The following is a 21,397-nucleotide window of genomic DNA, read 5'->3' as shown; positions in this document are numbered from 1 at the left end:
TCAAATAAACTCCTTTCTAAAAGCTTTTGTCATTGTTCAGAAAGTTTTTCTTACACTTCTGTTTTAATTTTACCGCCTTCACTGACGTCTTCTAAACGGACAGAAACAATTTTAGAAACGCCAGATTCTTGCATGGTCACCCCATAGAGCACGTCAGCGGCTTCCATCGTTCCTTTGCGGTGGGTCACTACGATAAATTGCGTATCATCTTGGAAACGACTTAAATAGTGCCCAAAGCGGGTAACGTTAGCTTCATCTAAAGCAGCCTCTACTTCATCTAACACACAAAACGGTACCGGACGTACTTGAATAATTGAAAACAGCAATGCAATGGCCGTTAACGCACGTTCGCCACCAGAAAGTAAACTTAAGTTTTGCAATTTTTTACCAGGTGGTTGGGCTTCAATTTCAATCCCTGTATTTAATAAATCTGTCGGATCTGTTAGTGTCAATTCTGCACGACCACCACCAAACATTTGTGGAAAGACTTCTTTAAAGCGCAAACGAATTGCTTCAAAAATTTCACCAAAACGAACTTTCACTTCTTCGTCCATTTCATCCATTGTTTTAAATAATTGATCTTTGGCTGCTAGCAAGTCATCTCGTTGACTTGTTAAGAAGGTATAGCGTTCTAGCACCTGCTCATATTGCTCAATGGCGTTTAGATTGACTGGCCCTAAACGTTCAATTTCACGTTTGTAGCGTTGAATCTCATTTTTAGCTTGTTGGCTATCTGAAACTATGTCATATTCTCTAACAGCTAATTCAAAGGTGACACTATACTCTTCTTGTAGATAAGCCAAAAGATTGTCCAAGTGAATATCGGCGCGGTTTTTGGCTACTTCTTCTTTGGTTTTTTGCGATAAAAATGTTTTTTGTTCTAAATTCAACTGCGTCATTTCTTCATCTGCAGCGGTGATAACTTGTTGCAACACACTGCGCTCTTGTCGGTTTGCTGCCAATTCGCCCTCTAAATCGGCTTTTTTCTGCCGAAGATCTGCAACTTTTTTTTGCAGTGCTTCTTCAGACAGTTCATGATCACTTGAGTTGGAGTTTAAAGCAGCCATTTGATTAGTTAAACTTTCATGGCGCCTATTTGCTTCTTGTAACGCGGCGTCATTTCTTTCAAGCGTTTGTTTTAAATTGCTGACTTTTTCAACCGCTACTGCTAACTCTGCTTGTTTTGTCGCTAAAGCAGCACTAGCCACTTGTCTTTTCTCTTCAATCACATCTTCTTGTTGGGTCAATTGTTGAATCTCTTTGTTGATGCTTTCTCGTTTGCGGTCGACTTGTGCTTGTTTTGCGGTTAACTCTGCTTTTTGTTCTTCATATTCGGTTAAAAATTGCTGCACTTCTCGATTTTCATAAGCGAATACTTTTTGCTCTTTTTCCAAGCGCTGTAATTCTTGGGTCACATTTTTGACTTGATTGGTTAATTCTTGCTCTGTTAAGCGGGCGCTTTCGCCACTATTGCGCAGTTGCTCCAATTGAGCTGTCTTTTCTTTTACCCGTTCTTCGATGCGCTGAACTTGTTTTTCAGTTGCTAGTAAGCGCGTATCCAGTGTCTGAAGTTCCGTTGTTAAGTTTTGCAATTCATTGGTTTGACTAAAAAGACTCCCTTGATTGCCTCTTTTAGTCGCCCCCCCGGTCATGGAGCCACCAGCGTTCATAACATCGCCTTCTAATGAAACAACACGGTAACGAAATTGCACATCGCGGGCAATTTCATTGGCACTTTTTAAGTTTTGGGCAATTAAGGTGCTGCCTAATAAGTTGTCACAAATCGGTTGTAGTTTTTCTGCAACTTTAACTAATTCACTGGCTACGCCTAAAAAGCCCTTATTTTTACTTGCCATATTGATGACCGCTTCACTTAAATGGCGACCTTTAATTGTCGTCAAAGGCAAGAAAGTTGCACGGCCAGCGCGACGTTCTTTTAAAAATGTGATCGCCTGTCTTGCATCGCCTTCATTTTCCACGACAACGTGTTGCGCGGCTCCTCCTAGAGCTGTTTCAATTGCTAAGGTGTATTCAGTTGGCACTTGAATAAGCTCTGCCACAGCGCCTACAATTCCTGTCAGCTGCTCTTTGTTTTGTAAAACAATTTTGACCCCTTGATAAAAACCAGTGTAATTGTCTTGAATATCTTGCAAACTTTTTTGCTTTGCTCTTACTTGTTGCACTTGTTGCATCAAGCTATACATTTTCTTTTGTTCCATTTCAAACTCTTGTTGTAACTTTTGGGCTTGCTGTTGGACCAAAATGTAATTTTTACGCTGTTCTACCAAATTTTCTTCAGCTGCTGTTAATTTTTCTGCTAGTGTTGTTTTTTGCACAGAGAGCGTGGCGATTTGGTTATGCAACTCCCCTTGTTTGGTCATTGTTTTCTGGTTTTTAGCATTTTCTTGTAAATATTGACGTTCTAAATATTTTAAATCATTTCCAATATTCGCGTGCTCCTGCATTTTTTCCACATATTGCCCCCGCAATTCTTCTAAGAGCTCTTTGGTGGATTTTTGTAGCCGCGTTAATTCGTCTTTTAATGCTGCAACGCTTGTTTCTAAGTTTTGTACTGCCCCATTTTTAGCTGAAAGTTCATGAATAATTTCTTGTTTCGCATTTTCTAGCTGTTCAATTTTTTCTTTATTCTCTGCTAAATTTTCTTCGTATTCAGAAAAACTACGTTGCGTATGTTTCGAGCGCTCCAACAAGACTTCTTGCTGACCTTCTGCTTGTTTTAAGCTTTCAGTTAGAAAAAGTAATTGTTGATTGGCATTTTCTAACCACTGATCCAATTCTTGTCGCTTTTGGCGCTTATTTTGCAATTGATTTTCTGCTGTTGTCAGTTTATTCGTTATAGCTTTTAGGTCTTGATTTAACTGTTGTAAACTATCTTCTGCTTTGTCCCAAGTAGCTTTCGTTGTTTTGATTTCTGTGACTGTATGGGCCACGTCAATGCGCTTTAATTCTTCTTTCAGCCGCAAGAATTCTTTTGCAGAGCGACTTTGTTCTTTGAGGGGAGTCAGTTGATCTTCTAACTCATAGACGATGTCTTGGACACGGCTTAAGTTGTCTTCTGTTTCAAATAATTTTTGCTCTGCTTTTTTCTTCCGTTGTTTATACTTTAAAACTCCCGCGGCTTCTTCAAAAATCCCGCGGCGATCTTCTGGTTTACTGGCAAAAATCGCCTCAACTTTACCTTGAGAAATGATAGAAAAGGACTCTTTGCCAAGGCCTGAGTCCATAAACAAATCTTGTATATCTTTTAAGCGACAGCTTTGCTTGTTAATATAAAAATCACTTTCACCACTGCGTCGTAAGCGGCGTGTCACACTGATTTCACTATAGTCAAGTGGCAGGTAATGATCACTATTATCCAGTACCACTGTGACTTCTGCGATATTTAATGGCTTGCGGGAATCAGAACCGGCAAAAATAATATCGGGCATTTTGCCACCGCGCAAACTTTTGGCTGATTGCTCGCCTAAAACCCAGCGAATTGCTTCGGTGATATTACTTTTACCACTACCGTTTGGCCCTACAACAGCCGTTACGCCATTTTCAAAGTCGATTACAGTTCGATCTGCAAAAGACTTGAAGCCTGCGATTTCAATTTTCTTTAAATACACGAAAGCTCCGGGCTCCCTTCTGATCTCTACTATGCAAGTTTATCTAAGGCGTTATTGGCCGCCGCTTGCTCGGCTAATTTTTTTGATTTTCCTTGGCCTTTACCAATCAAACGATCATCGCAATACACTTCTGTCCAAAAAATCCGTTCATGAGCCGGACCTTCTTCTTTGACCAGGCGATAATCAATCTGCACGTCGCCACCTTTTTGCAAGACTTCTTGCAGACGTGTTTTGTAATCCATCTCATGTGAAAAAGCACCCGCAGCAACTTTAGGGAAAATCACTTTTTGAATAAAAGCTTTAACTGTTTCTAAATCTTGATCCAAATATAACGCCCCTAAGAAAGCTTCAAAAAGATCACATAAAAGTGAAGGACGAGTTCTGCCACCAGAGTTTTCTTCCCCTTTACCTAACTTTATTGCTTTGTCAAAATCACATTCTTTAGCAAAAGCAGCTAAACTTTCCTCCCGCACAATAGACGCCCGCATTTTCGTTAGCTTTCCTTCAGGTAAATCGGGATATTGGCGATACAAGTAACGAGAAACCAATAATTCTAAAACGGCATCCCCGAGAAATTCCAGACGTTCGTTGTCGGCTAAATTCAAATTGCGATGCTCATTGACATAAGATGAATGGGTAAATGCTTGTTCTAATAACGATACGTTTTTAAAAACAATCCCAAATTTTTCTTTTAACATAGTTTGTAATTGATTATCCATTATTGACAGTCCTTTTTAGGTTGGATTTTGTTTCAATACTCACCTTCCTATTATACTGATTTTCTAGCGATTAGGAAATGTTATTCACGATATCTCCGTTGATTTACAACGAACTTTTAACTATTTCACCTGCAAAAAATAAAAAAACGCTATTTTTTAAACAGACGTTTTTCCCATAAAAAAAATGACCACGAAAATTCGCGGTCATTTCTTATCAATTATTAACGTTCTTCAGAACTTACACCGATTGTAGCCCATGGATAAGCATCGTATTGACGTTGAATAGAGAAATCTACGACACGATCACTTACTGGACGTAGTGTGTACATATACATTGTTGGAATTGCAAATGCTTGATCAAAAGCATATTCTTGCCATTCTTTATACATTTCTACTTGTTTTGCAGAATCTAATGCATCTTCAGAAGACATTTCTTCTAACAACTTCGTATTTTCTTCAGATTCAAAACGAGTAAAGTTAAATTGTGCAACTGTTCCGTACAAACCACTTGGATTTGGATCAAAACCAGTTGACCAACCAGCTTGGTAAACGTCGATTTCAGGATCGTCAGCACCTAATTTGTCGTAGAAGCTGTTTACCTCCATCAAACGGCCGCCAGTTAATTTAACATCTAAACCAATTTTTTTCCATGATTGGATATAGTAATCTGCAATTGATTTTGCTACACCAGAGTTGTCACGGAAAGCAAAGTTGATTGTTAATTTCTTACCGTCTTTGTCTTCACGTAAACCATCGCCATCAGTATCTTTAAAGCCAGCATCGTCTAATAGTTTTTTCGCTTTATCTACATCTTGTGTGTAGCCTTTAAGATCTTTGTCATATAATTCGCCAAATGGAGGCACGATTAATGAGTTAGCAGGCGTTCTTAAACCAGCATAGAAACGGTCGCCGATAATTTTATTATCTAGGGCATAACCCATTGCTTGACGTAAGTGTTTATCTGCCATTTTAGCATTTTGATCCATTACAACTTTACCTTTATCAGCATCCCATTTACCCATCTTGAAGCCGATGTAGTCATAGGCATTGTCTAATTGACCTAACATTTGGTAACCTTTGTTGTCTTTCCATGAATCATACGTGTTTGTTGGCATTTCATAGAACATGTCATATTTTTTAGACTTCATAGCTTCAGCTGCTGCAGCTGTACCAACTTTAGTCATAACAACTTTATCTAATTTTGGTTTTTCACCATAATAATGTTCGTTTGGAACAAACTCAACAGATTGTCCGGCAACGATTTTGTTAATTTTATAAGGTCCCATTGTAACAGGATTTTTACGAACTGGATCAGAACCTTCCATATCTTTAATCGCAATGCCTTCAAAAGCATGTTTTGGCATAGCATAACCTAAGATTGGGTCATTACCACCTTGTAAAATTGAAGGTAGGAATTTTTTGAATTTGATTTTGATTTCTTTGTCGTTAACTTTTTCAATCCCACTGATTGAGTCTGCTTTGCCATCGTGGTATTCTACCATACCTTCGATTTGTTGTAGGGCATCACTGTAACGTACACCTGCGTAGTCTTTGTGTCCGATTACTTCATACGGGAAGATCATGTCGTCGGCTGTAACGTCTTTGCCGTCACTCCATTTTACGCCGTCTTTAATCGTCATGGTAACTGTTTTACTATCTGGATCCATTTTAACTGTTGAGGCTGGATTGTCTTCTTTTATTTTCAAATCTTTATCAACAGAAATCAATGTTTCTTGTGCTGGTTCACTAAAGTAGTCATCCAATGTGATTTGGCTAAAGGCAGGACTAAAAATACCAGTAAAGTCAGTATCTGATACGACTGCTACTTCTAAAGTGCCGCCGTCAATTGCCTTTTTATCATTTTTTGTTGCCATTTCAAAAGATGTGTTTGCTGCTTTGTCATCTGAACCACTGTCATTATTTTTGCTGTTGTCTGAACCGCCAGAACCGCAGGCAGCTAATGCAAAAATACTGAACAATGATACCATACCCATGATTTTTTTCTTCATTTCCGTTCCTCCCATACATTTACTAAAAACTTTTTTTATACAAACATCTGTAAGAGATGGTTATACCGCAATTAACCTAGACGTTGACGCGCATCTGCTGAACGTTTGAATGCTTGTCCTACGTAGTTGATGGCTAACATTAAAACTAAAATTAGAATTGAAGCTGGTACCCAAACCCATTGTTTGTTTACCAAGACATCAGAATCGGTTGCAAATGAAATCAGTGTCCCCAAACTTGGTGTTTCGTTTGGTAAACCAAAACCTAAGAAAGTCAATGTTGTTTCAATCCCGATATTACCAGCAAAGTTCATCGTCAAGTTGGTGATAATTAATGAACTTAAGTTAGGCATGATTTCTCTAAACATAATTTTAAAATCATTTGTCCCCAATGTTTTTGAAGCGGAAACGTAATCCCGTCGAACTTCAGACAATGTTTTAGCACGAAACAGCCGTGCTTTAGCCGTCCAATAAAACGCACTCATGATGATAACCAAACTTAGTGCTGTATAGCGTGGAATAATGGTTACTAACACAATGATGATTAATTGGATGGGTAAAATCATAACGAAATCGACTATACGCATCACGATCATATCGAAAATGCCACCAAAGTAACCCGACATAATTCCGATACCCACACCGATAATCGATGTCGCAATCGTAATTGCAAAACCAATAAAAATTGAGTTACGTGCGCCGATTACAAGCAAGCCTAAAACATCACGACCACCATCATCAGAACCTAAAAGTAATTTATGACCTTCCATGGAAATTGATCCTGGTTCCAAATAGCGGTCAATTGGGTTAACGGTATTGACCAAACTCTGGTCAAAGAACAACGCCCCCACAAAAGCAAAAAGTAATAATAAGACTAAGACTATCAGTGAAAAAAGTGCCAAACGATCTTTAACAAATTCGCGGGCAATCATTCGAATTCCCATTGGTGGAACCGATACTTTTTCAACTGGAGCCGTTTTTTCTGTTGTATTTTTTTCAGACATTCTACTATCCCCCTACTACTGAATGCGGATCCGCGGATCAACGATACTCATCACGATATCAGACACCAATGTCCCGATCAAAGTAGCAATCCCGAAAATCAACGTCAAAGCAGTGATGATAGCATAATCCCGTTGTTGGATACTTGAAATGAACAAGTTCCCAATCCCCGGATAGTTAAAGATACGCTCGATAACCACTGAACCAGAAATCAATGCGACAATTTCATACCCCAATTGTGAAGCGATTGGTAATGATGCGTTTCGGAAAATATGGCGGGTAAACACGCGGTTGGTTGGTACCCCTTTAGAACGGGCAGTCCGCACATAATCCATTTGTTTTGCATCGACAACTTCACTACGTAAGTATTGGATGGTTACAGCTGTTCCCAGTAACGCTTGAACAATTGCCGGCAACGCGACGTGGTATAACTCATCTAAGAAGTACTTAAAGGACCCAGCACTGGAGTTAATCGAGACACTCCCCGTGGTAGGGAACCAATCTAGACGGTAACCAAAAATTAACAACATAATCAAAGCTAATACGAATACTGGAATCGCAAAGCTGATGAAGTTATATGCAACAACAAATTTATCAAACCAAGAGTTTTGATATCTGCCGGCAAATAACCCCATTGGAATAGCAATCAAATAAGTCAAAATAACTGTAACAATCGCCAAACGAACCGTATTGCCGATCCGTTGTCCGATAACTGTCGTAACGGCATATTTGTAGTTATAACTAATACCAAAGTCACCTTTTAAGGCGTTACCAACCCAACGAACATATTGTTGCGGCCATGGATCATTTAAACCAGCTTGTTCTCTTAGTTCTGCAATCCGTGACGGTGAAGTCGTAGGACTGATCAACCCGGTAAATGGATCCCCAGGCATCATTTTGGCTAACATAAAGATTAAAATACTCAAAATAATAACTTGAGGGATCATTAAAAGTACACGTCGTAAAATTGTTTTCCACATTTTATTTAGCCCCCTCGTTTAATAATGCGACAGAATGGGTATCTGTAATCTTGCGTAAATCGTAAACGCGCCCCGTATTGTCGTAATAATCTTTTTGATGCTTGATGTATTCTTCTTCCACGTGACGGCGATTTTCTTTATGCGCCTCACGATTTGGTACATCAATTCGAGGAATGGCAGATAATAAGCGTTTTGTATAAATGTGACGTGGATCATTGTAGATATCTTCCCGACTGCCAATTTCAACAAATCGGCCTTTATACATAATAGCGATATTGTCACACATGTGTTTGACTACACCCAAGTCATGGGAAATAAATAAATAACTCAAATCATATTGCTGCTGGATGCGTTTCATGAAATTCAACACTTGTGCTTGCACGGATAAGTCCAAAGCAGATACAGGTTCATCGGCTACAATTAGTTTTGGATTTGTTGCAACTGCACGGGCAACACCTAAACGCTGTCTTTGACCACCAGAGAACTCATGGGGATATTTGTATAAGGCATCTTCTGGCATCCCGACGATATCCAATAATTCTTTTACGCGATTTTTTTCTTCTTGATCGCTTAAACGTTCAAAGTTGCGTAACGGTTCTGCAATAATATCTAATACGCGTTTTTTCGGGTTCAAAGAGGACATAGAATCTTGGAAGATCATTTGAACGTCTTTGTTGTAATTCATTTTTTTCCGGACATTGCGTTTTGTGACATCCTGTCCGTTATAAATAATTTCTCCGCCGGTAACTTTTTCTAATCCTAAAATCGCTTTCCCGGTTGTAGATTTGCCTGAACCTGATTCACCTACAAGACCGTATGTTTTACCTTTTTCGATGACAAAATCAACACCATCAACGGCATAGACATGGTCTGTCACGCGGTTAAAGAAACCGCTGCGAATTGGATAGTGGATTTTCAGATCTTTAATCGTAATTAATTCTGACATTTACACTTCTCCTTCGTCTTTAAAATGGAAGTGCTTGTAGCAAGTACAACGCACCAAGTGATCTTTTCCAACTTCGTGTAAGGTTGGATTTTCCTCGTGATCACTTTCTGGAATCCAAGGAATCCGTGGTGCAAAACGGCAACCTGTCCGTGGCATTTTCACCAAGGTCGGTACAATCCCTTCAATTACATGAAGTTCATTATCGTGATTGTCTTCTTGCGGAATTGAGTTTAAAAGTGAACGGGTATACGGATGTTGTGGGTTGTTAAACAACTCTTCTACTGGTGCCACTTCAACAAATTGACCAGCATACATTACCGCTACTCGGTCAGCCATTTCAGCTACGACACCCAGGTCATGGGTAATCAAAATAATGCCAGATTCCGTTTCTTCTTGTAAATCTTTTAACAAATCTAAAATTTGCGCTTGGATGGTTACGTCCAATGCAGTAGTTGGTTCATCGGCAATCAAAATCGGTGGCTTTGCTGCAATCGCAATCGCGATAATAACCCGCTGACGCATCCCACCAGATAATTCATGGGGATACTGGCGCCCTACTCGTTTGGGATTTGGAATTCCAACTTGATCTAGTAATTCCATCGCCCGTGCTTGCCGTTGCTCTGCGGTCATATTGGTGTGATAAACTAAACCTTCTTTAATCTGGTCTTCAATTCGCATCAAAGGATTTAAGGCTGACAATGGATCTTGGAAGATCATCCCAATATCATTTCCGCGAATTTTGTTATATAAAGTTTCATTTAAATTGGCTAAGTCCAAATCTTTATAAAGCATCTCACCAGTGATACGGGTGTTTTTTGGATCATGCAATCCCATAATGGTCGTTGCAAGTGTACTCTTTCCACAACCTGACTCACCAACAATCGCTAAAATTTCGTTACGTTCTAAAGTAAATGACACACCGTCAACAGCATCGTAGTATTCATCTTTAATACGAAAGCCCGTGTGCAGATCTTGAACTTCTAATAATTGATTATCTTGTGACAATCCAATACCCCTCTTTCGCTAATGCGGAGATTTTTTGCCGGAAAATGTAAAAAAGCATGGGAGAGATGCTGTCTTCTCCCAGTCTCCAATTACTCCCGCTAATATTTCTTAATAATTATATAGAAAGGTGTATCATAATGCAAGTTAAAGAGCTGTGAAAGCAGAATTTTCAGAAAACTCCCAAAATTAATTTTGATTTCTCGTAAATTTGAAGAAAAACTTGCTATTAAGCTAATCTTTTATAAAAATTAAAGCGTAAATTTCAGCTACAATTCATGCAATTTCACAAAGATTCCCTCAACAAATAACTTTAAAGATTAATTTCCTCGCTAAAAAAGCACTTTCACTTAAACTCACCAGTGAAATTCCATACAAAAATATTTATTTTTATGTATTTTTATCCTACCATAAAAAAGCATTTAAACAACAAATAATGCGCAAAAATGCCAAAATGATTTTGTTTTTTTTTAAAAGAAAAAAAGAGTAAAGAAAATTTTAGGTAAACTTTCTTTACTCTTTTAGTGACAAAAGATTCAGTTTTAACTGGTTTCTTATGACAAGTGGCTGGCAATATAATCTACTGCACTACCTACTGTTTCGATTTGTTCGGCATCTTCATCAGAAATTTCGGTACCAAATTCATCTTCTAATTCCAAGACAAATTCCATCACGCTAATGGAATCTGCATTCAGGTCGTCTTTGATGCTCATAGTATCAGTAACTTGATCGGCATCCACGTTAAAGTGGTTTGCAATCACGGCTGCTACTTTTTTAAATACTTCTTCACGCGTCAAATGTATTCACCTCCACGTTTATGACAATATCAAAAGATAGCTACCAAACATTTTAAGGGTTTCTAAATACTTTGTCTAGCCTTTTTTAAGTAATTGTCGTTTTAAAAGCTTTTTAATTCGCCTTTTCATCTTCCCGCGCCTCAAATTGTGCGACTAATTGTGGAACCATATCTGCTTGCAACATGGTATGAATTTGACGAATTGTATAGCTGACCGCCTCTGGTCCTGTAGCACCATGGGTTTTAATTACTGGTGCTTTTAAGCCAAATAAAACAGCACCACCATATTTGGCGTAATCCATTTCATTTTTCAAATTACGCAAACCATCTTTTAACAGCAATGCGCCCATTTTCCCTTTGAAGCCTTCTGCTAAGATAGATTCTTTTAAAAGAGCCATCATGTTTAGCGCTGTTCCTTCAATTGTTTTTAAAACGGCATTGCCGGTAAAGCCATCGGTCACGACAACATCTGCTGCGCCGTTTAAAAGTTCTCTTGCTTCCACATTACCAATGAAGTTAATGCTTTTTTCTGATTTTAAGAGTTCAAAAGCTTTTTTCGTTAATTCACTGCCTTTGGTTTCTTCGGTCCCATTATTTAACAAACCAACGCGAGGATTTGTAACCCCTCTGACATGTTGGGCATAAAAAGAGCCTAAAATGCCATATTGCAATAAATGTTCTGGTTTATTGTCGGCATTTGCTCCAAGGTCTAACATATCAAAACCGCCCTCTTTACCAATTACTGGTAACGTAGACATTAGACCGGGACGTTCGATTCCTTTAATCCGCCCAACGATAAACAAGCCTGCTGCTAATAATGCCCCTGTATTCCCCGCAGAAAAAATAGCATCAGCTGTGCCATTTTTCACTGCTTGTGCTGCTAAGACCATTGAAGCTTGTTTTTTACGACGAATTGCTTTAACCGGTTCGTCATCACTATTAATTTTTTCATCCGTGTGAATAATTTTAACGTTTGTTTCATCGGTTACGAATTTTTTAATTTCTGCTTCTTTACCATATAATTGAAATTCAATATCAGGAAAATCTTTTTTTGCCAACATGACACCTTCGACAATTGCTTTGGGTGCATTATCGCCGCCCATCGCATCGACTGCGATTTTCATCATTTCGTTATTACCTCCTGTAAACCATTAACTACAGCCTATAAGCTGGTTATAAGCTTTTCATATGCTACAAAGTATAGCATAATCAATCAAAGAATTGCGCACTGGTCTGATTTTTTATTGCTGCAGCCAATCCGTGATATTCCGGTAATACTTGCCAGTTTTTCATTCGCCAAACATTTTTTGCTTCACTTTGGGCTACTTCCAAAATATTGGCATCTGCGACTAAATCACCGGCTATAAATTGCGGAATCCCTGATTGCCGGAAACCAAATACTTCTCCTGGGCCGCGTAGTTTCAAGTCTTCTTCACTTAAAATGAAGCCATTATTTGTTTCTGTCATAATTTTCATCCGTGCAGCTCCCGTTTCATTTTTAGGATCTGCAACTAAAATACAATAAGAAGCCTCTGCGCCTCGCCCCACTCGGCCCCGCAATTGGTGGAGTTGTGCTAAACCAAAACGTTCGGCATCAATAATCAGCATCACAGTTGCATTGGGCACATTAACACCAACTTCAATGACAGTCGTGGATACTAACACTTGCATTTTATTGTCCTTGAAGTCAGTCATAATCGCTTCTTTTTCTTGGTTTTTCATTTTGCCGTGAAGCATCCCCACTGCATAATCATCTCCGTAAAAAGCTTGTAGATGTTCATAAATCTCCGTCGCGTTTTTAACATCCAATGTTTCTGACTCCTCGATTAATGGGCAAATAACATACATTTGATGTCCTTTTTTTAACTCGCGATAAGACCAATCCAAAATAGCACCTAACTGACTCGGTCGCACCCAGCGTGTTTCAATTGGAATCCGACCAGCTGGCAGTTCATCGATAACAGAAACATCCATTTCCCCGTAAGCCGTAATCGCTAAGGTTCGCGGAATTGGCGTAGCTGTCATAAATAAGACATCTGGGCGCAAGCCTTTTTCCCGTAATACACGACGTTGGTTTACCCCGAAACGGTGTTGTTCATCGGTAATCACTAAGCCTAAATTTGAAAACGTCACATCTTCTTGGATTAGCGCATGGGTCCCAACAATGACGTCAATTTCACCATTTTCCAATTGTGCTAAAATAAGCCGGCGTTCTTTGGCCTTGGTGGATCCTGTCAAAAGAGCCGTAGAAACTTCCAACGGATCAAACAATTGGTTTAGACTTTCCATGTGCTGCTGAGCCAAGATTTCTGTTGGTACCATCAATGCCCCTTGAAAGCCAGCTGTCATTGTAGCATATAAAGCAATCGCCGCCACGACCGTTTTCCCGCTACCGACATCCCCTTGCAATAAACGTTGCATATGTTGGGGACTCTTTAAGTCGGCACAAATTTCATTGGTCACTTTTTTTTGCGCACCTGTCAATTCAAAGGGCAGACTATCAATAAAAGTTTTCAACCGCTTGACATCATATTGAATCGCCAAACCATTGATTGCAGCTTTTTCTGCTTGCTTTAGGGCCTGCAACTTCATTTGGAACAAGAAAAATTCTTCAAAAACAACGCGCCGCTTGGCTTGATGACTTTCTTCTTTATCCCGTGGAAAATGCATGGCATACATCGCTTTGTCACGATCGATTAAGCGATATTTTTCTTTTAAGGATACAGGCAGATTCTCGTCAATTTGATTTTGATAAAGTTCAAAAGCTTGGCGAATTAAATCGATTAACGTTTTTTGTTTCAAACTTTTATTGACGTGATAAATTGGGGCGAAATCATCATCTGTGCCAGAGCCCAAAATTTTCATACCCGTCATTGCTTTTCGCTTGGCATCCCACTTGCCATAAACTGCCAATTCTTCACCTAAAACAACTTTGTCTTTTAAATAGGGCTGATTAAAAAAAGAGACATTAAAAACCACATGATCTTGCATCATGCGAAATTTCAACATTGATTTTTTGTACCCAAAGCGGTTCACCACAGCTGGCGCCACTACGACACCTTTTAAGGTAACTTTTTCTTGATCAGAAAGCTCGGTTAAGTCACGTTCTTTAATATCGTCATAGCGAAAAGGGTAGTAGCTTAGTAAATCTTCTACCGTCACAATCCCAAGGCTAGCTAAATCCTGCGCTCTTTTTGGTCCCACACCTTTTAAATAAGCAACTTCTGTTTTTAGTCCTGCAGTCATCTGTTCACCTCAATTTTCGTAAAAAATAAAAAAAGTCAAAATAACTTGGGCAACTTTTTAGCAATAAACCAAAATAAAGACTTAAAAAATGTGTTGGCTTTCACTCGTAAGATCTGCTGCATCATCTGTCTGGAAATTTTATTCTTTTCCTATAGAAAACAAAAAGTGAAACCAGGCTCATCTTTTGGAAGTAGCTGGTTTCACCTGCAATTTGTCAAATTTATTTTCTATTCTGCTGCAAACAGGTATGGATATACCGGTTGATTGCCTTCGTGAATTTCGACTTCTAAATCACCATGTTTTGCAAGTAATGCTTCGGACAGTTTTTCGGCATCCTTTTCTTTGGCTTCATCACCAAAAATAATGGTAATAATTTCAGTCTCTGGAGTGATCATTTTTTCCAAAGTCGTCAAAGCTGTCTGCATTTGATCTGGATTTGAAATAACAATTGCACCGTCGACCATTCCTAAAAAGTCGCCTTCATGAATTTCAATTCCATCGATGTTGGTATCGCGAATTGCATGCGTCACTGAACCTGAGATAACATCTTTTAAGGAATCTGTCATCGCTTGTTTGTTAGTCTCAAGGTCTGCTTGTTCGTTAAAGCTCAACATCGCAGTCATACCTTGTGGAATAGTTTTAGAAGCAATTACTGCTACTGGAATTTCTGCAACTTCTGCTGCTTGATCAGCAGCCATGAAGATGTTTTTATTGTTTGGCAACACAATTACTTTATCGGCATTAACTTTTTTTATCGCATCTAAAATATCTTGTGTGCTTGGGTTCATCGTTTGACCGCCTGAAATCACATAGTTTGCTCCTAAGCTCCGGAATAATTCTGCTACTCCTTCACCCGCTGCAATTGCGATTACAGCATAAGGAACCCGTGGTAAGTTAGCTGGTTCAGTGGCAAATTCTTCAACTTGATGGTCATGTTCTAAAATGGTTTCGTGTTGCAAGCGCATATTGTCTACTTTAACTTTAACTAATGCCCCAAATTTTTGACCATAATTCATGACTTCACCAGGATGTTCTGTATGCACATGGACTTTGATGATTTCATCGTCATTGACAACTAATAATGAATCGCCTAAACCATCTAGGTAATTACGGAAAGTTTCATAGTCAAACTCACTGTCAACAGTTGGTCCTTCACCGATATTTACCATAATTTCAGTACAATAACCAAATTTAATATCTGCTGTAGCTAATTGCCCTTGCACGCTACGGTGATGTTCGGCATTGACCATTTCATCCATGGCAGCAGGGGTTGGTTCAAATGTTTCATCCGCTTGATATTCTCCAGTTAATGCAGATAAAAAGCCTTCATAAACATAAAGTAAACCTTGACCACCACTATCCACTACGCCAACTTCTTTTAAGACTGGCAATAAATCTGGTGTTTTGGCTAAGGCGCGTTTTCCGCCTTTTACAACTGCTTTTAAAACTTCTACACAGTCATCTGTTTCAGCTGCTTTTTTCTCGCCGTATTCTGCCGCAACGCGAGCCACAGTTAAAATAGTTCCTTCAACTGGCTTCATTACTGCTTTATACGCCGTTTCCACGCCATGGGTAAATGCTTTGGCTAAGTCTGTGGCATTTAATGTGGCCACATCTGGAATTTGTTTTGAAAAACCGCGGAACAATTGCGATAAGATAACACCGGAATTCCCTCGGGCTCCCATTAACAATCCTTTAGCTAAAACATTGGCTAATTCTCCAACATTTTCTGATGCAGAATCTAAAACAGCTTTAGCGCCACTGGTCATGGACATATTCATGTTGGTTCCGGTATCGCCATCTGGCACCGGGAAAACATTCAACGAGTTGACATATTCTGCATTGACTTGCAGACGACTAGCACCAGCCTGGACCATTTCCTGGAATTGACTTGCGCTTATTTCCGTTACTTTCACTGATAATCCTCCTTAGAATCGATCCCTCAAAAGCTGATCTCCTGCCTAATCTGGCAGTACACGTACACCTTGAACGAAAACATTAACGGAATTAGCCGTTACACCTAACATACTTTCCAAATTGTACTTCACTTTTTCTTGTACATTACGAGAAACTTCCGAGATTTTCGTTCCGTAGCTGACGATGGTGTAAACATCCACCGCAACGCCGTTTTCTTCTTGTCGCACGATAACGCCACGGGAATAATTTTCTTTACGTAAAATTTCATTGATATTATCTTTGATTTGACTCTTGCTGGCCATGCCGACAATGCCAAATACGTCAGTAGCAGCGCCACCGACCACTGTGGCAATCACTTCGTTTGTAATTTCGATTGTGCCAGATGCAGTATTAATTTTTACAGCCATAAAAATAAGCCCCCTTAATTTAAGCTTTACAAAATTTGTTCCCTTGAATTTCTTCAATTGAATATAACAAAAGAGGGGCACAAATTCCCCCATTTTCTTCTATAGTATTTTATCATAGCTACCCTTTAAATAAAAGAAAGAGCTAACGGCAGTAAAAACTTTGATAAAGCCTGCAACGTTGTTTAATTTACATGGTTTAAAGATAAAAGTCAATATTTGCCGGCAAATTTAGCTTGCATAATTGTATCGTTTGTGGTAAATTCAGTTAGTATGAGCCCTAATATGCGCTCCATAGCAAGGCAAAGGAGGAACTAGTCACATGGCAAAAGTTTGCTATTTTACAGGTCGTAAAACATCAAGTGCAAATAACCGCTCCCATGCGATGAACGCTACAAAACGTACAGTTAAACCTAACTTACAAAAAGTTCGCGTTTTAATCGATGGTAAACCTAAAAAAGTTTGGGTATCAGCTCGTGCTTTGAAATCAGGAAAAGTTGAGCGCGTTTAATTGACACTAGACTACAATACACCGTCTGAGGAAACTCAGACGGTTTTTTTGTATCCTTTTGCGTGAAATCCTAATTTTTTTACAAAAAGTGACCAATAGAAAAAGAACGTTATTATAAAAATAAATTTGAAATCCACTAACAAAAACATCACAACCTACAAAAACGCAAAAAAGACTGACACAAAGCCAGTCTTTTTTATAGATATGTGCCAATATTAACCGTGTAATATTGAGACGAAATATGTTTTTTTAACACCCTAAAAATACTGCATTTTTTGTAAAGTGTCAAGACGCTTCACCCCCAAAAATGAGAATATACCAATTCGCATATTCGCTTTTTTCTTGCTGCTTTATTTGACTATTTCACTTTTTCTGCCTCTATTCCTTCTTCAAATTTTAAAAGAGTTTTTTCTTTTTTTACCAAAGCTTTCAGCGACACAGAGTTGTGATAAAATATAGACGAGTTTTAATTTTAATCTAGAGAAATTTGGTGACCTAATGCAGCAAGTGAAGTCTTTTCTAAAAGAAAATCGCCTTTTAATGTTGGCGAGTTTTGGCCTGCCTTTTTTTATTTTGGCCTTTATTTATTTAACCATCGGGATTTATCCCGGTAGCAGCCGGAGTATTTTAGCCAGCGATGCTTTTTCGCAGTTTTCTAACTTTCATGCGAGCTTCCGCAACGCAATGCTCGGCAAACAGAGCTTTTTGTATTCGTGGCATACTTCTTTGGGGCTAAATTATCTTTCGTTAATCTCCTATTATTTAGGTGGAATTTTTACACCCTTAGTACTATTTTTTCCAAATCAGTTGATGCCAGACGCCCTCTACTTTCTAACTTTATTAAAAGTCGGCAGTGCCGGTTTGGCTTTTTGGTTTTATGCCAAACATACTTTTAAGCTTGATAAATGGGCTCATGTCGCCTTAGCGACAACATATGCCTTAATGTCTTTTATCGTTGCCCATTCTGAAATTATCATGTGGATTGACGCCTTAGTATACCTGCCTTTAATTATTTGGGGTATCGATCGACTCATATTATTGAAGAAACCGCGTCTTTTATTTTTTAGTTATCTGCTCTTATTTATTTCCAGCTTTTACATGGGTTTTATGATCGGTATTTTTTCTGTTCTTTATTTTCTTGTACGCCTTATTGGCAATTTCAAAAAGAACAAAAATGCAATTCTACCTTATGGCATAACTTCTTTATTAGCTGGCGGAGCTGCCATGATTATTATTCTACCGGCTGTTTTGGATTTGCGGACCAACGGTGAGGAACTTACCCAGATTACCCAATTAAAAACTGAAGCCACTAGTTTTTTAGATATTATCATGAAAAATATGATTGGGGTCTACGATACTACCAAATACGGGAGTATTCCTTTTATTTACATTGGTTTATTGCCTTTAGCCTTTTGTTTGTTTTATTTTGTTACCAAAGCGGTTGCCCGCAAGGAAAAAATTCTTTTTGCTGCTTTATTTGCCATTTTAATTGCCAGTTTTTATCTAGTCCCATTGAACTTATTCTGGCAAGGAATGCATGCACCGAATATGTTTTTATTCCGTTATGCCTACTTATTTTCCTTTTTAGTGATTATGTTAGCCGGTTATGGCTGGGAACAATTCAAGGTCCAACACTGGCCCAAACTAGTAGCAATCATGATTGGTTTGATGCTTGTATTCTGTTTAGCCATGGGGCTTAGAGGCGATCATGAATACACTTATGTAAAATTTGGTTCTTTTGTCTTAACGATTTGCTTTTTACTTTTATACATTTTAGTTTTTACTTTTACTGCTAAAAATAGTTTCACGAAAAAGACCGCGCGCATTTTACTGTTGGCAGTTGTTTGCAGCGAAGCGGCGATTAATACCAACGGCATGGTACACGGCATTTTAAACGATTGGAATTACGCTTCCCGCAGTCTTTATACTGAACCTTATCCGGCGATTAAAAATCTTGTAGATCAAACCAAAGCCGCAAACAAGACATTTTATCGCTTAGAAAATCTTGATCCTGTTTCTAGTAACGACAGCTTTAATTATGGTTACAGTGGGATCAGCATGTTTTCTTCCATTCGGAATCGTCATTCCTCCAGCTACTTGGATCAATTGGGTTTTCGTTCGCGTGGTACCAACCTAAATATCCGCTATACGAATAATACCTTATTAATGGATGGCTTGACGGGGATCAAATACAACTTAACGAAAACACCGTTAAATAAGTTTGGTTTTAAAGAAAAGGCCAAAAATGCTGACTATCAATTATATGAAAACGATTATGCCTTACCTTTAGCCTTTTTAACGGATAACACTGCCGCAAAAATCGTCCAACCACCCAACGATAATTTGACAAGTCAAACAAACTTAGTGAATAAATTAAGCGGTAATAATCTCCGTTATTTTGACTTTCTCCCCTTATCTTTAGTCAAAACCGATAACGCGACTGTAACAGATAATGGAAACTTTTTACGCCTAACAGAGCAAAAAGCTAATTTAGCAAAAGATATTACTTGGAGCGTGACCATACCAGCCCACCAGCAAGCTTACCTAAGTCTTTATCCAGAAGACTTCGCTGAATTAGAAAGCTCGACTGTCACGATTTTAATCAACGGGCAAAAGCGCAAAACGCAAATTAATATTAGCGGTCAATATTATGATCTTGGCTATTACGACAAAGAGACCATAATCACCTTTACTGCTAGTTTTTATGGGACTAAATCCATCGGGTTACAAAACCCACAAGTCGTCACATTAGATACGACTGCTTATACAACGGCCATGAAACAATTGCAAGCTAATGGCGTGCCACTAAAAACTGGAAATCGCAGTGCCACCGGTAATTTTACAGCTACCTCTGACCAATTACTCGTGACGATGATTCCCTTTGATAAAGGCTGGCAAGTCAAAATCGATGGCAAGAAAGTCCCAGTTACTGCCTTTCAAGATGCTTTTGTCAGCGTCAAAGTAAAACAAGGAAGTCACACCATTACATTAAGCTACTTACCACCAGGTTTTATCCTTGGTGTTGTTCTGTTTATCACTTGCCTTATCCTCTTTTACTTCTTTGACCGCTTTTATAAAGAAAAGCGGAACAAACTCGCTCAGTCCACGAGCATTAAGATTTAATTCCACTAAATTGTTCTTCAAATTTTGTGGAATTTTAGCTTCATGTCGTAGGGGACTAGTTTGTGTAGCTAGACAGCAAAGAAAAGTGGAACAAACTCGCTCAGTCCACGAGCATTAAGATTTAATTCTACTAAATTGTTCTTCAAATTTTGTGGAATTTTAGCTTCATGTCATAGGGGACTAGTTTGTGTAGCTAGACAGCAAAGAAAAGCGGAACAAACTCGCTCAGTTCACGAGCATTAAGATTTAATTCCACTAAATTGTTCTTCATTGTTCTTCAAATTTAGTGAAATTTTAGCTACGTGGCCATTATAAAAAGCGTTGTTACACTGTCTGTATTCAGACAGTGTAACAACGCTTTTTTAGTCATATTTCACTTCAACCAAATACAAACCTTCTGGATGAGCTGTTGGTCCTGCTAAATTACGATCTTTAGCTTTAATGATGGCGGGAATAGCATCTGCTTTTATGTGGCCATTGCCAATCTTTAATAACGTTCCCACCATGATCCGAATCATTTTGTATAAGAAGCCATCCCCAGTAAAAGTGAACGTCAATTCATCGCCACTATCATTGACGGCCATTTTTGCAACCCGAATGGTGCGAACTTTATCTTCCACTGAACTACCAGAAGCACAAAAAGAAGTAAAATCATGGGTGCCCAAAAATGCCGGTAGCGCTGCTTCAATTTTTGCCAAATCAAGTGGATAAGGATAGTAGCTGGCATAAAAGCGACGAAATGGACTGCGGGGTTTACCGATATCCACTTTAAATTGATATGTTTTCTCCTTAACTAAATAACGAACATGAAAATCGTCTGGAACAATTTCAACACTTTTACAAGCGATATCCGCTGGTGACTGCGTATCTAGTGCAAAGCGCATTTTTTCTAAAGGCCGCTCTTTGGGAAAGTCAAAATGAATGACTTGTCCTAAGGCGTGTACTCCAGCATCTGTGCGACCGGAGCCTTGAACTTCGACAAAATTGCCGTTATTTATTTTCGTTAACGTTTTTTCTAATTCTGCTTGGACAGTCCGCCCTGACACTTGCCGTTGAAAGCCGTGAAAGTTTGTACCGTCATAAGCAATGATAGCTTTATAGCGCAAATTTATTTCC

Annotated in this window: 15 protein-coding genes; 2 read left to right on the top strand and 13 right to left on the bottom strand. The window is 38.8% G+C overall.

Going from position 1 to position 21,397, the window contains the following annotated elements; translation table 11 throughout:
- Window positions 1-50: 50 nt before the first annotated feature.
- The 12 genes from smc to JZO76_RS06875 form a co-directional block, all read right to left on the bottom strand.
- Window positions 51-3,629, bottom strand: a complete 3,579-nt coding sequence (gene smc, locus JZO76_RS06930; RefSeq protein WP_206903398.1) for a chromosome segregation protein SMC — start codon at window positions 3,627-3,629, stop codon at window positions 51-53.
- 29 nt (window positions 3,630-3,658) lie between these two features.
- A complete protein-coding gene (gene rnc / locus JZO76_RS06925) occupies window positions 3,659-4,348 on the bottom strand; it encodes a ribonuclease III (protein WP_206903397.1) in 690 nt (229 codons plus the stop codon).
- A 221-nt stretch (window positions 4,349-4,569) separates the two neighbouring features.
- A complete protein-coding gene (locus JZO76_RS06920) occupies window positions 4,570-6,357 on the bottom strand; it encodes an oligopeptide ABC transporter substrate-binding protein (RefSeq protein ID WP_206903396.1) in 1,788 nt (595 codons plus the stop codon).
- 71 nt (window positions 6,358-6,428) lie between these two features.
- Entirely contained in the window at window positions 6,429-7,358 is a 930-nt protein-coding gene (locus JZO76_RS06915; RefSeq protein WP_206903395.1) for an ABC transporter permease, read from the bottom strand.
- Window positions 7,359-7,373: 15 nt separating this feature from the next.
- Window positions 7,374-8,336, bottom strand: coding sequence for an oligopeptide ABC transporter permease (gene opp4B / locus JZO76_RS06910; RefSeq protein WP_206903394.1), 963 nt, complete (start codon window positions 8,334-8,336; stop codon window positions 7,374-7,376).
- Window position 8,337: 1 nt separating this feature from the next.
- Window positions 8,338-9,282 carry an ABC transporter ATP-binding protein gene (locus JZO76_RS06905; RefSeq protein ID WP_206903393.1) on the bottom strand — a complete coding sequence of 315 codons (945 nt, stop codon included), beginning with the start codon at window positions 9,280-9,282 and terminating at the stop codon, window positions 8,338-8,340.
- Window positions 9,283-10,287 (bottom strand): ABC transporter ATP-binding protein, encoded by a 1,005-nt coding sequence (locus JZO76_RS06900; RefSeq protein ID WP_206903392.1) that lies wholly within the window; start codon window positions 10,285-10,287, stop codon window positions 9,283-9,285.
- A 551-nt stretch (window positions 10,288-10,838) separates the two neighbouring features.
- Window positions 10,839-11,081 (bottom strand): acyl carrier protein, encoded by a 243-nt coding sequence (gene acpP, locus JZO76_RS06895; RefSeq protein WP_071864237.1) that lies wholly within the window; start codon window positions 11,079-11,081, stop codon window positions 10,839-10,841.
- A gap of 112 nt (window positions 11,082-11,193) precedes the next feature.
- Window positions 11,194-12,204: a phosphate acyltransferase PlsX gene (gene plsX / locus JZO76_RS06890; protein WP_206903649.1), complete on the bottom strand. Its 1,011-nt coding sequence runs from the start codon at window positions 12,202-12,204 to the stop codon at window positions 11,194-11,196.
- Between the two features lie 85 nt (window positions 12,205-12,289).
- Window positions 12,290-14,326 (bottom strand): ATP-dependent DNA helicase RecG, encoded by a 2,037-nt coding sequence (recG, locus tag JZO76_RS06885; RefSeq protein ID WP_206903391.1) that lies wholly within the window; start codon window positions 14,324-14,326, stop codon window positions 12,290-12,292.
- 227 nt (window positions 14,327-14,553) lie between these two features.
- Window positions 14,554-16,242: a DAK2 domain-containing protein gene (locus JZO76_RS06880; RefSeq protein WP_206903390.1), complete on the bottom strand. Its 1,689-nt coding sequence runs from the start codon at window positions 16,240-16,242 to the stop codon at window positions 14,554-14,556.
- 45 nt (window positions 16,243-16,287) lie between these two features.
- Complete coding sequence (locus JZO76_RS06875) at window positions 16,288-16,650, bottom strand: Asp23/Gls24 family envelope stress response protein (RefSeq protein ID WP_206903389.1); 363 nt, start codon at window positions 16,648-16,650, stop codon at window positions 16,288-16,290.
- A 319-nt stretch (window positions 16,651-16,969) separates the two neighbouring features.
- Here JZO76_RS06875 and rpmB point away from each other — a divergent pair, with 319 nt between their 5' ends.
- Both rpmB and JZO76_RS06865 read left to right on the top strand, forming a co-directional pair.
- Window positions 16,970-17,158, top strand: coding sequence for a 50S ribosomal protein L28 (gene rpmB, locus JZO76_RS06870; protein ID WP_016173549.1), 189 nt, complete (start codon window positions 16,970-16,972; stop codon window positions 17,156-17,158).
- A gap of 498 nt (window positions 17,159-17,656) precedes the next feature.
- The gene (locus tag JZO76_RS06865; protein ID WP_206903388.1) at window positions 17,657-20,281 is read left to right on the top strand and encodes a YfhO family protein; all 2,625 of its coding nucleotides are present in this window, start codon (window positions 17,657-17,659) and stop codon (window positions 20,279-20,281) included.
- A gap of 362 nt (window positions 20,282-20,643) precedes the next feature.
- On the opposite strand, the gene truA is transcribed toward JZO76_RS06865, so the two are convergent.
- Window positions 20,644-21,387, bottom strand: coding sequence for a tRNA pseudouridine(38-40) synthase TruA (gene truA / locus JZO76_RS06860; protein WP_206903387.1), 744 nt, complete (start codon window positions 21,385-21,387; stop codon window positions 20,644-20,646).
- Window positions 21,388-21,397: the final 10 nt, after the last annotated feature.

Origin of the sequence: Candidatus Enterococcus myersii, from assembly GCF_017316025.1 — a bacterium.
Taxonomy (GTDB): Bacteria; Bacillota; Bacilli; order Lactobacillales; family Enterococcaceae; genus Enterococcus_C; species Enterococcus_C montenegrensis.
The sequence above is the reverse complement of the archived record's forward strand: the minus strand, read 5'-3'. Positions and strand labels throughout refer to the sequence as shown.

What these genes read in the sequence shown, in the direction of transcription:
- rnc (WP_206903397.1), bottom strand. Translation starts at nt 4,348, where the DNA reads ATGGATAATCAATTACAAACTATGTTAAAAGAAAAATTTGGGATTGTT.
- JZO76_RS06920 (WP_206903396.1), bottom strand. Translation starts at nt 6,357, where the DNA reads ATGAAGAAAAAAATCATGGGTATGGTATCATTGTTCAGTATTTTTGCA.
- JZO76_RS06915 (WP_206903395.1), bottom strand. Translation starts at nt 7,358, where the DNA reads ATGTCTGAAAAAAATACAACAGAAAAAACGGCTCCAGTTGAAAAAGTA.
- opp4B (WP_206903394.1), bottom strand. Translation starts at nt 8,336, where the DNA reads ATGTGGAAAACAATTTTACGACGTGTACTTTTAATGATCCCTCAAGTT.
- JZO76_RS06905 (WP_206903393.1), bottom strand. Translation starts at nt 9,282, where the DNA reads ATGTCAGAATTAATTACGATTAAAGATCTGAAAATCCACTATCCAATT.
- plsX (WP_206903649.1), bottom strand. Translation starts at nt 12,204, where the DNA reads ATGAAAATCGCAGTCGATGCGATGGGCGGCGATAATGCACCCAAAGCA.
- recG (WP_206903391.1), bottom strand. Translation starts at nt 14,326, where the DNA reads ATGACTGCAGGACTAAAAACAGAAGTTGCTTATTTAAAAGGTGTGGGA.
- JZO76_RS06875 (WP_206903389.1), bottom strand. Translation starts at nt 16,650, where the DNA reads ATGGCTGTAAAAATTAATACTGCATCTGGCACAATCGAAATTACAAAC.
- rpmB (WP_016173549.1), top strand. Translation starts at nt 16,970, where the DNA reads ATGGCAAAAGTTTGCTATTTTACAGGTCGTAAAACATCAAGTGCAAAT.
- JZO76_RS06865 (WP_206903388.1), top strand. Translation starts at nt 17,657, where the DNA reads ATGCAGCAAGTGAAGTCTTTTCTAAAAGAAAATCGCCTTTTAATGTTG.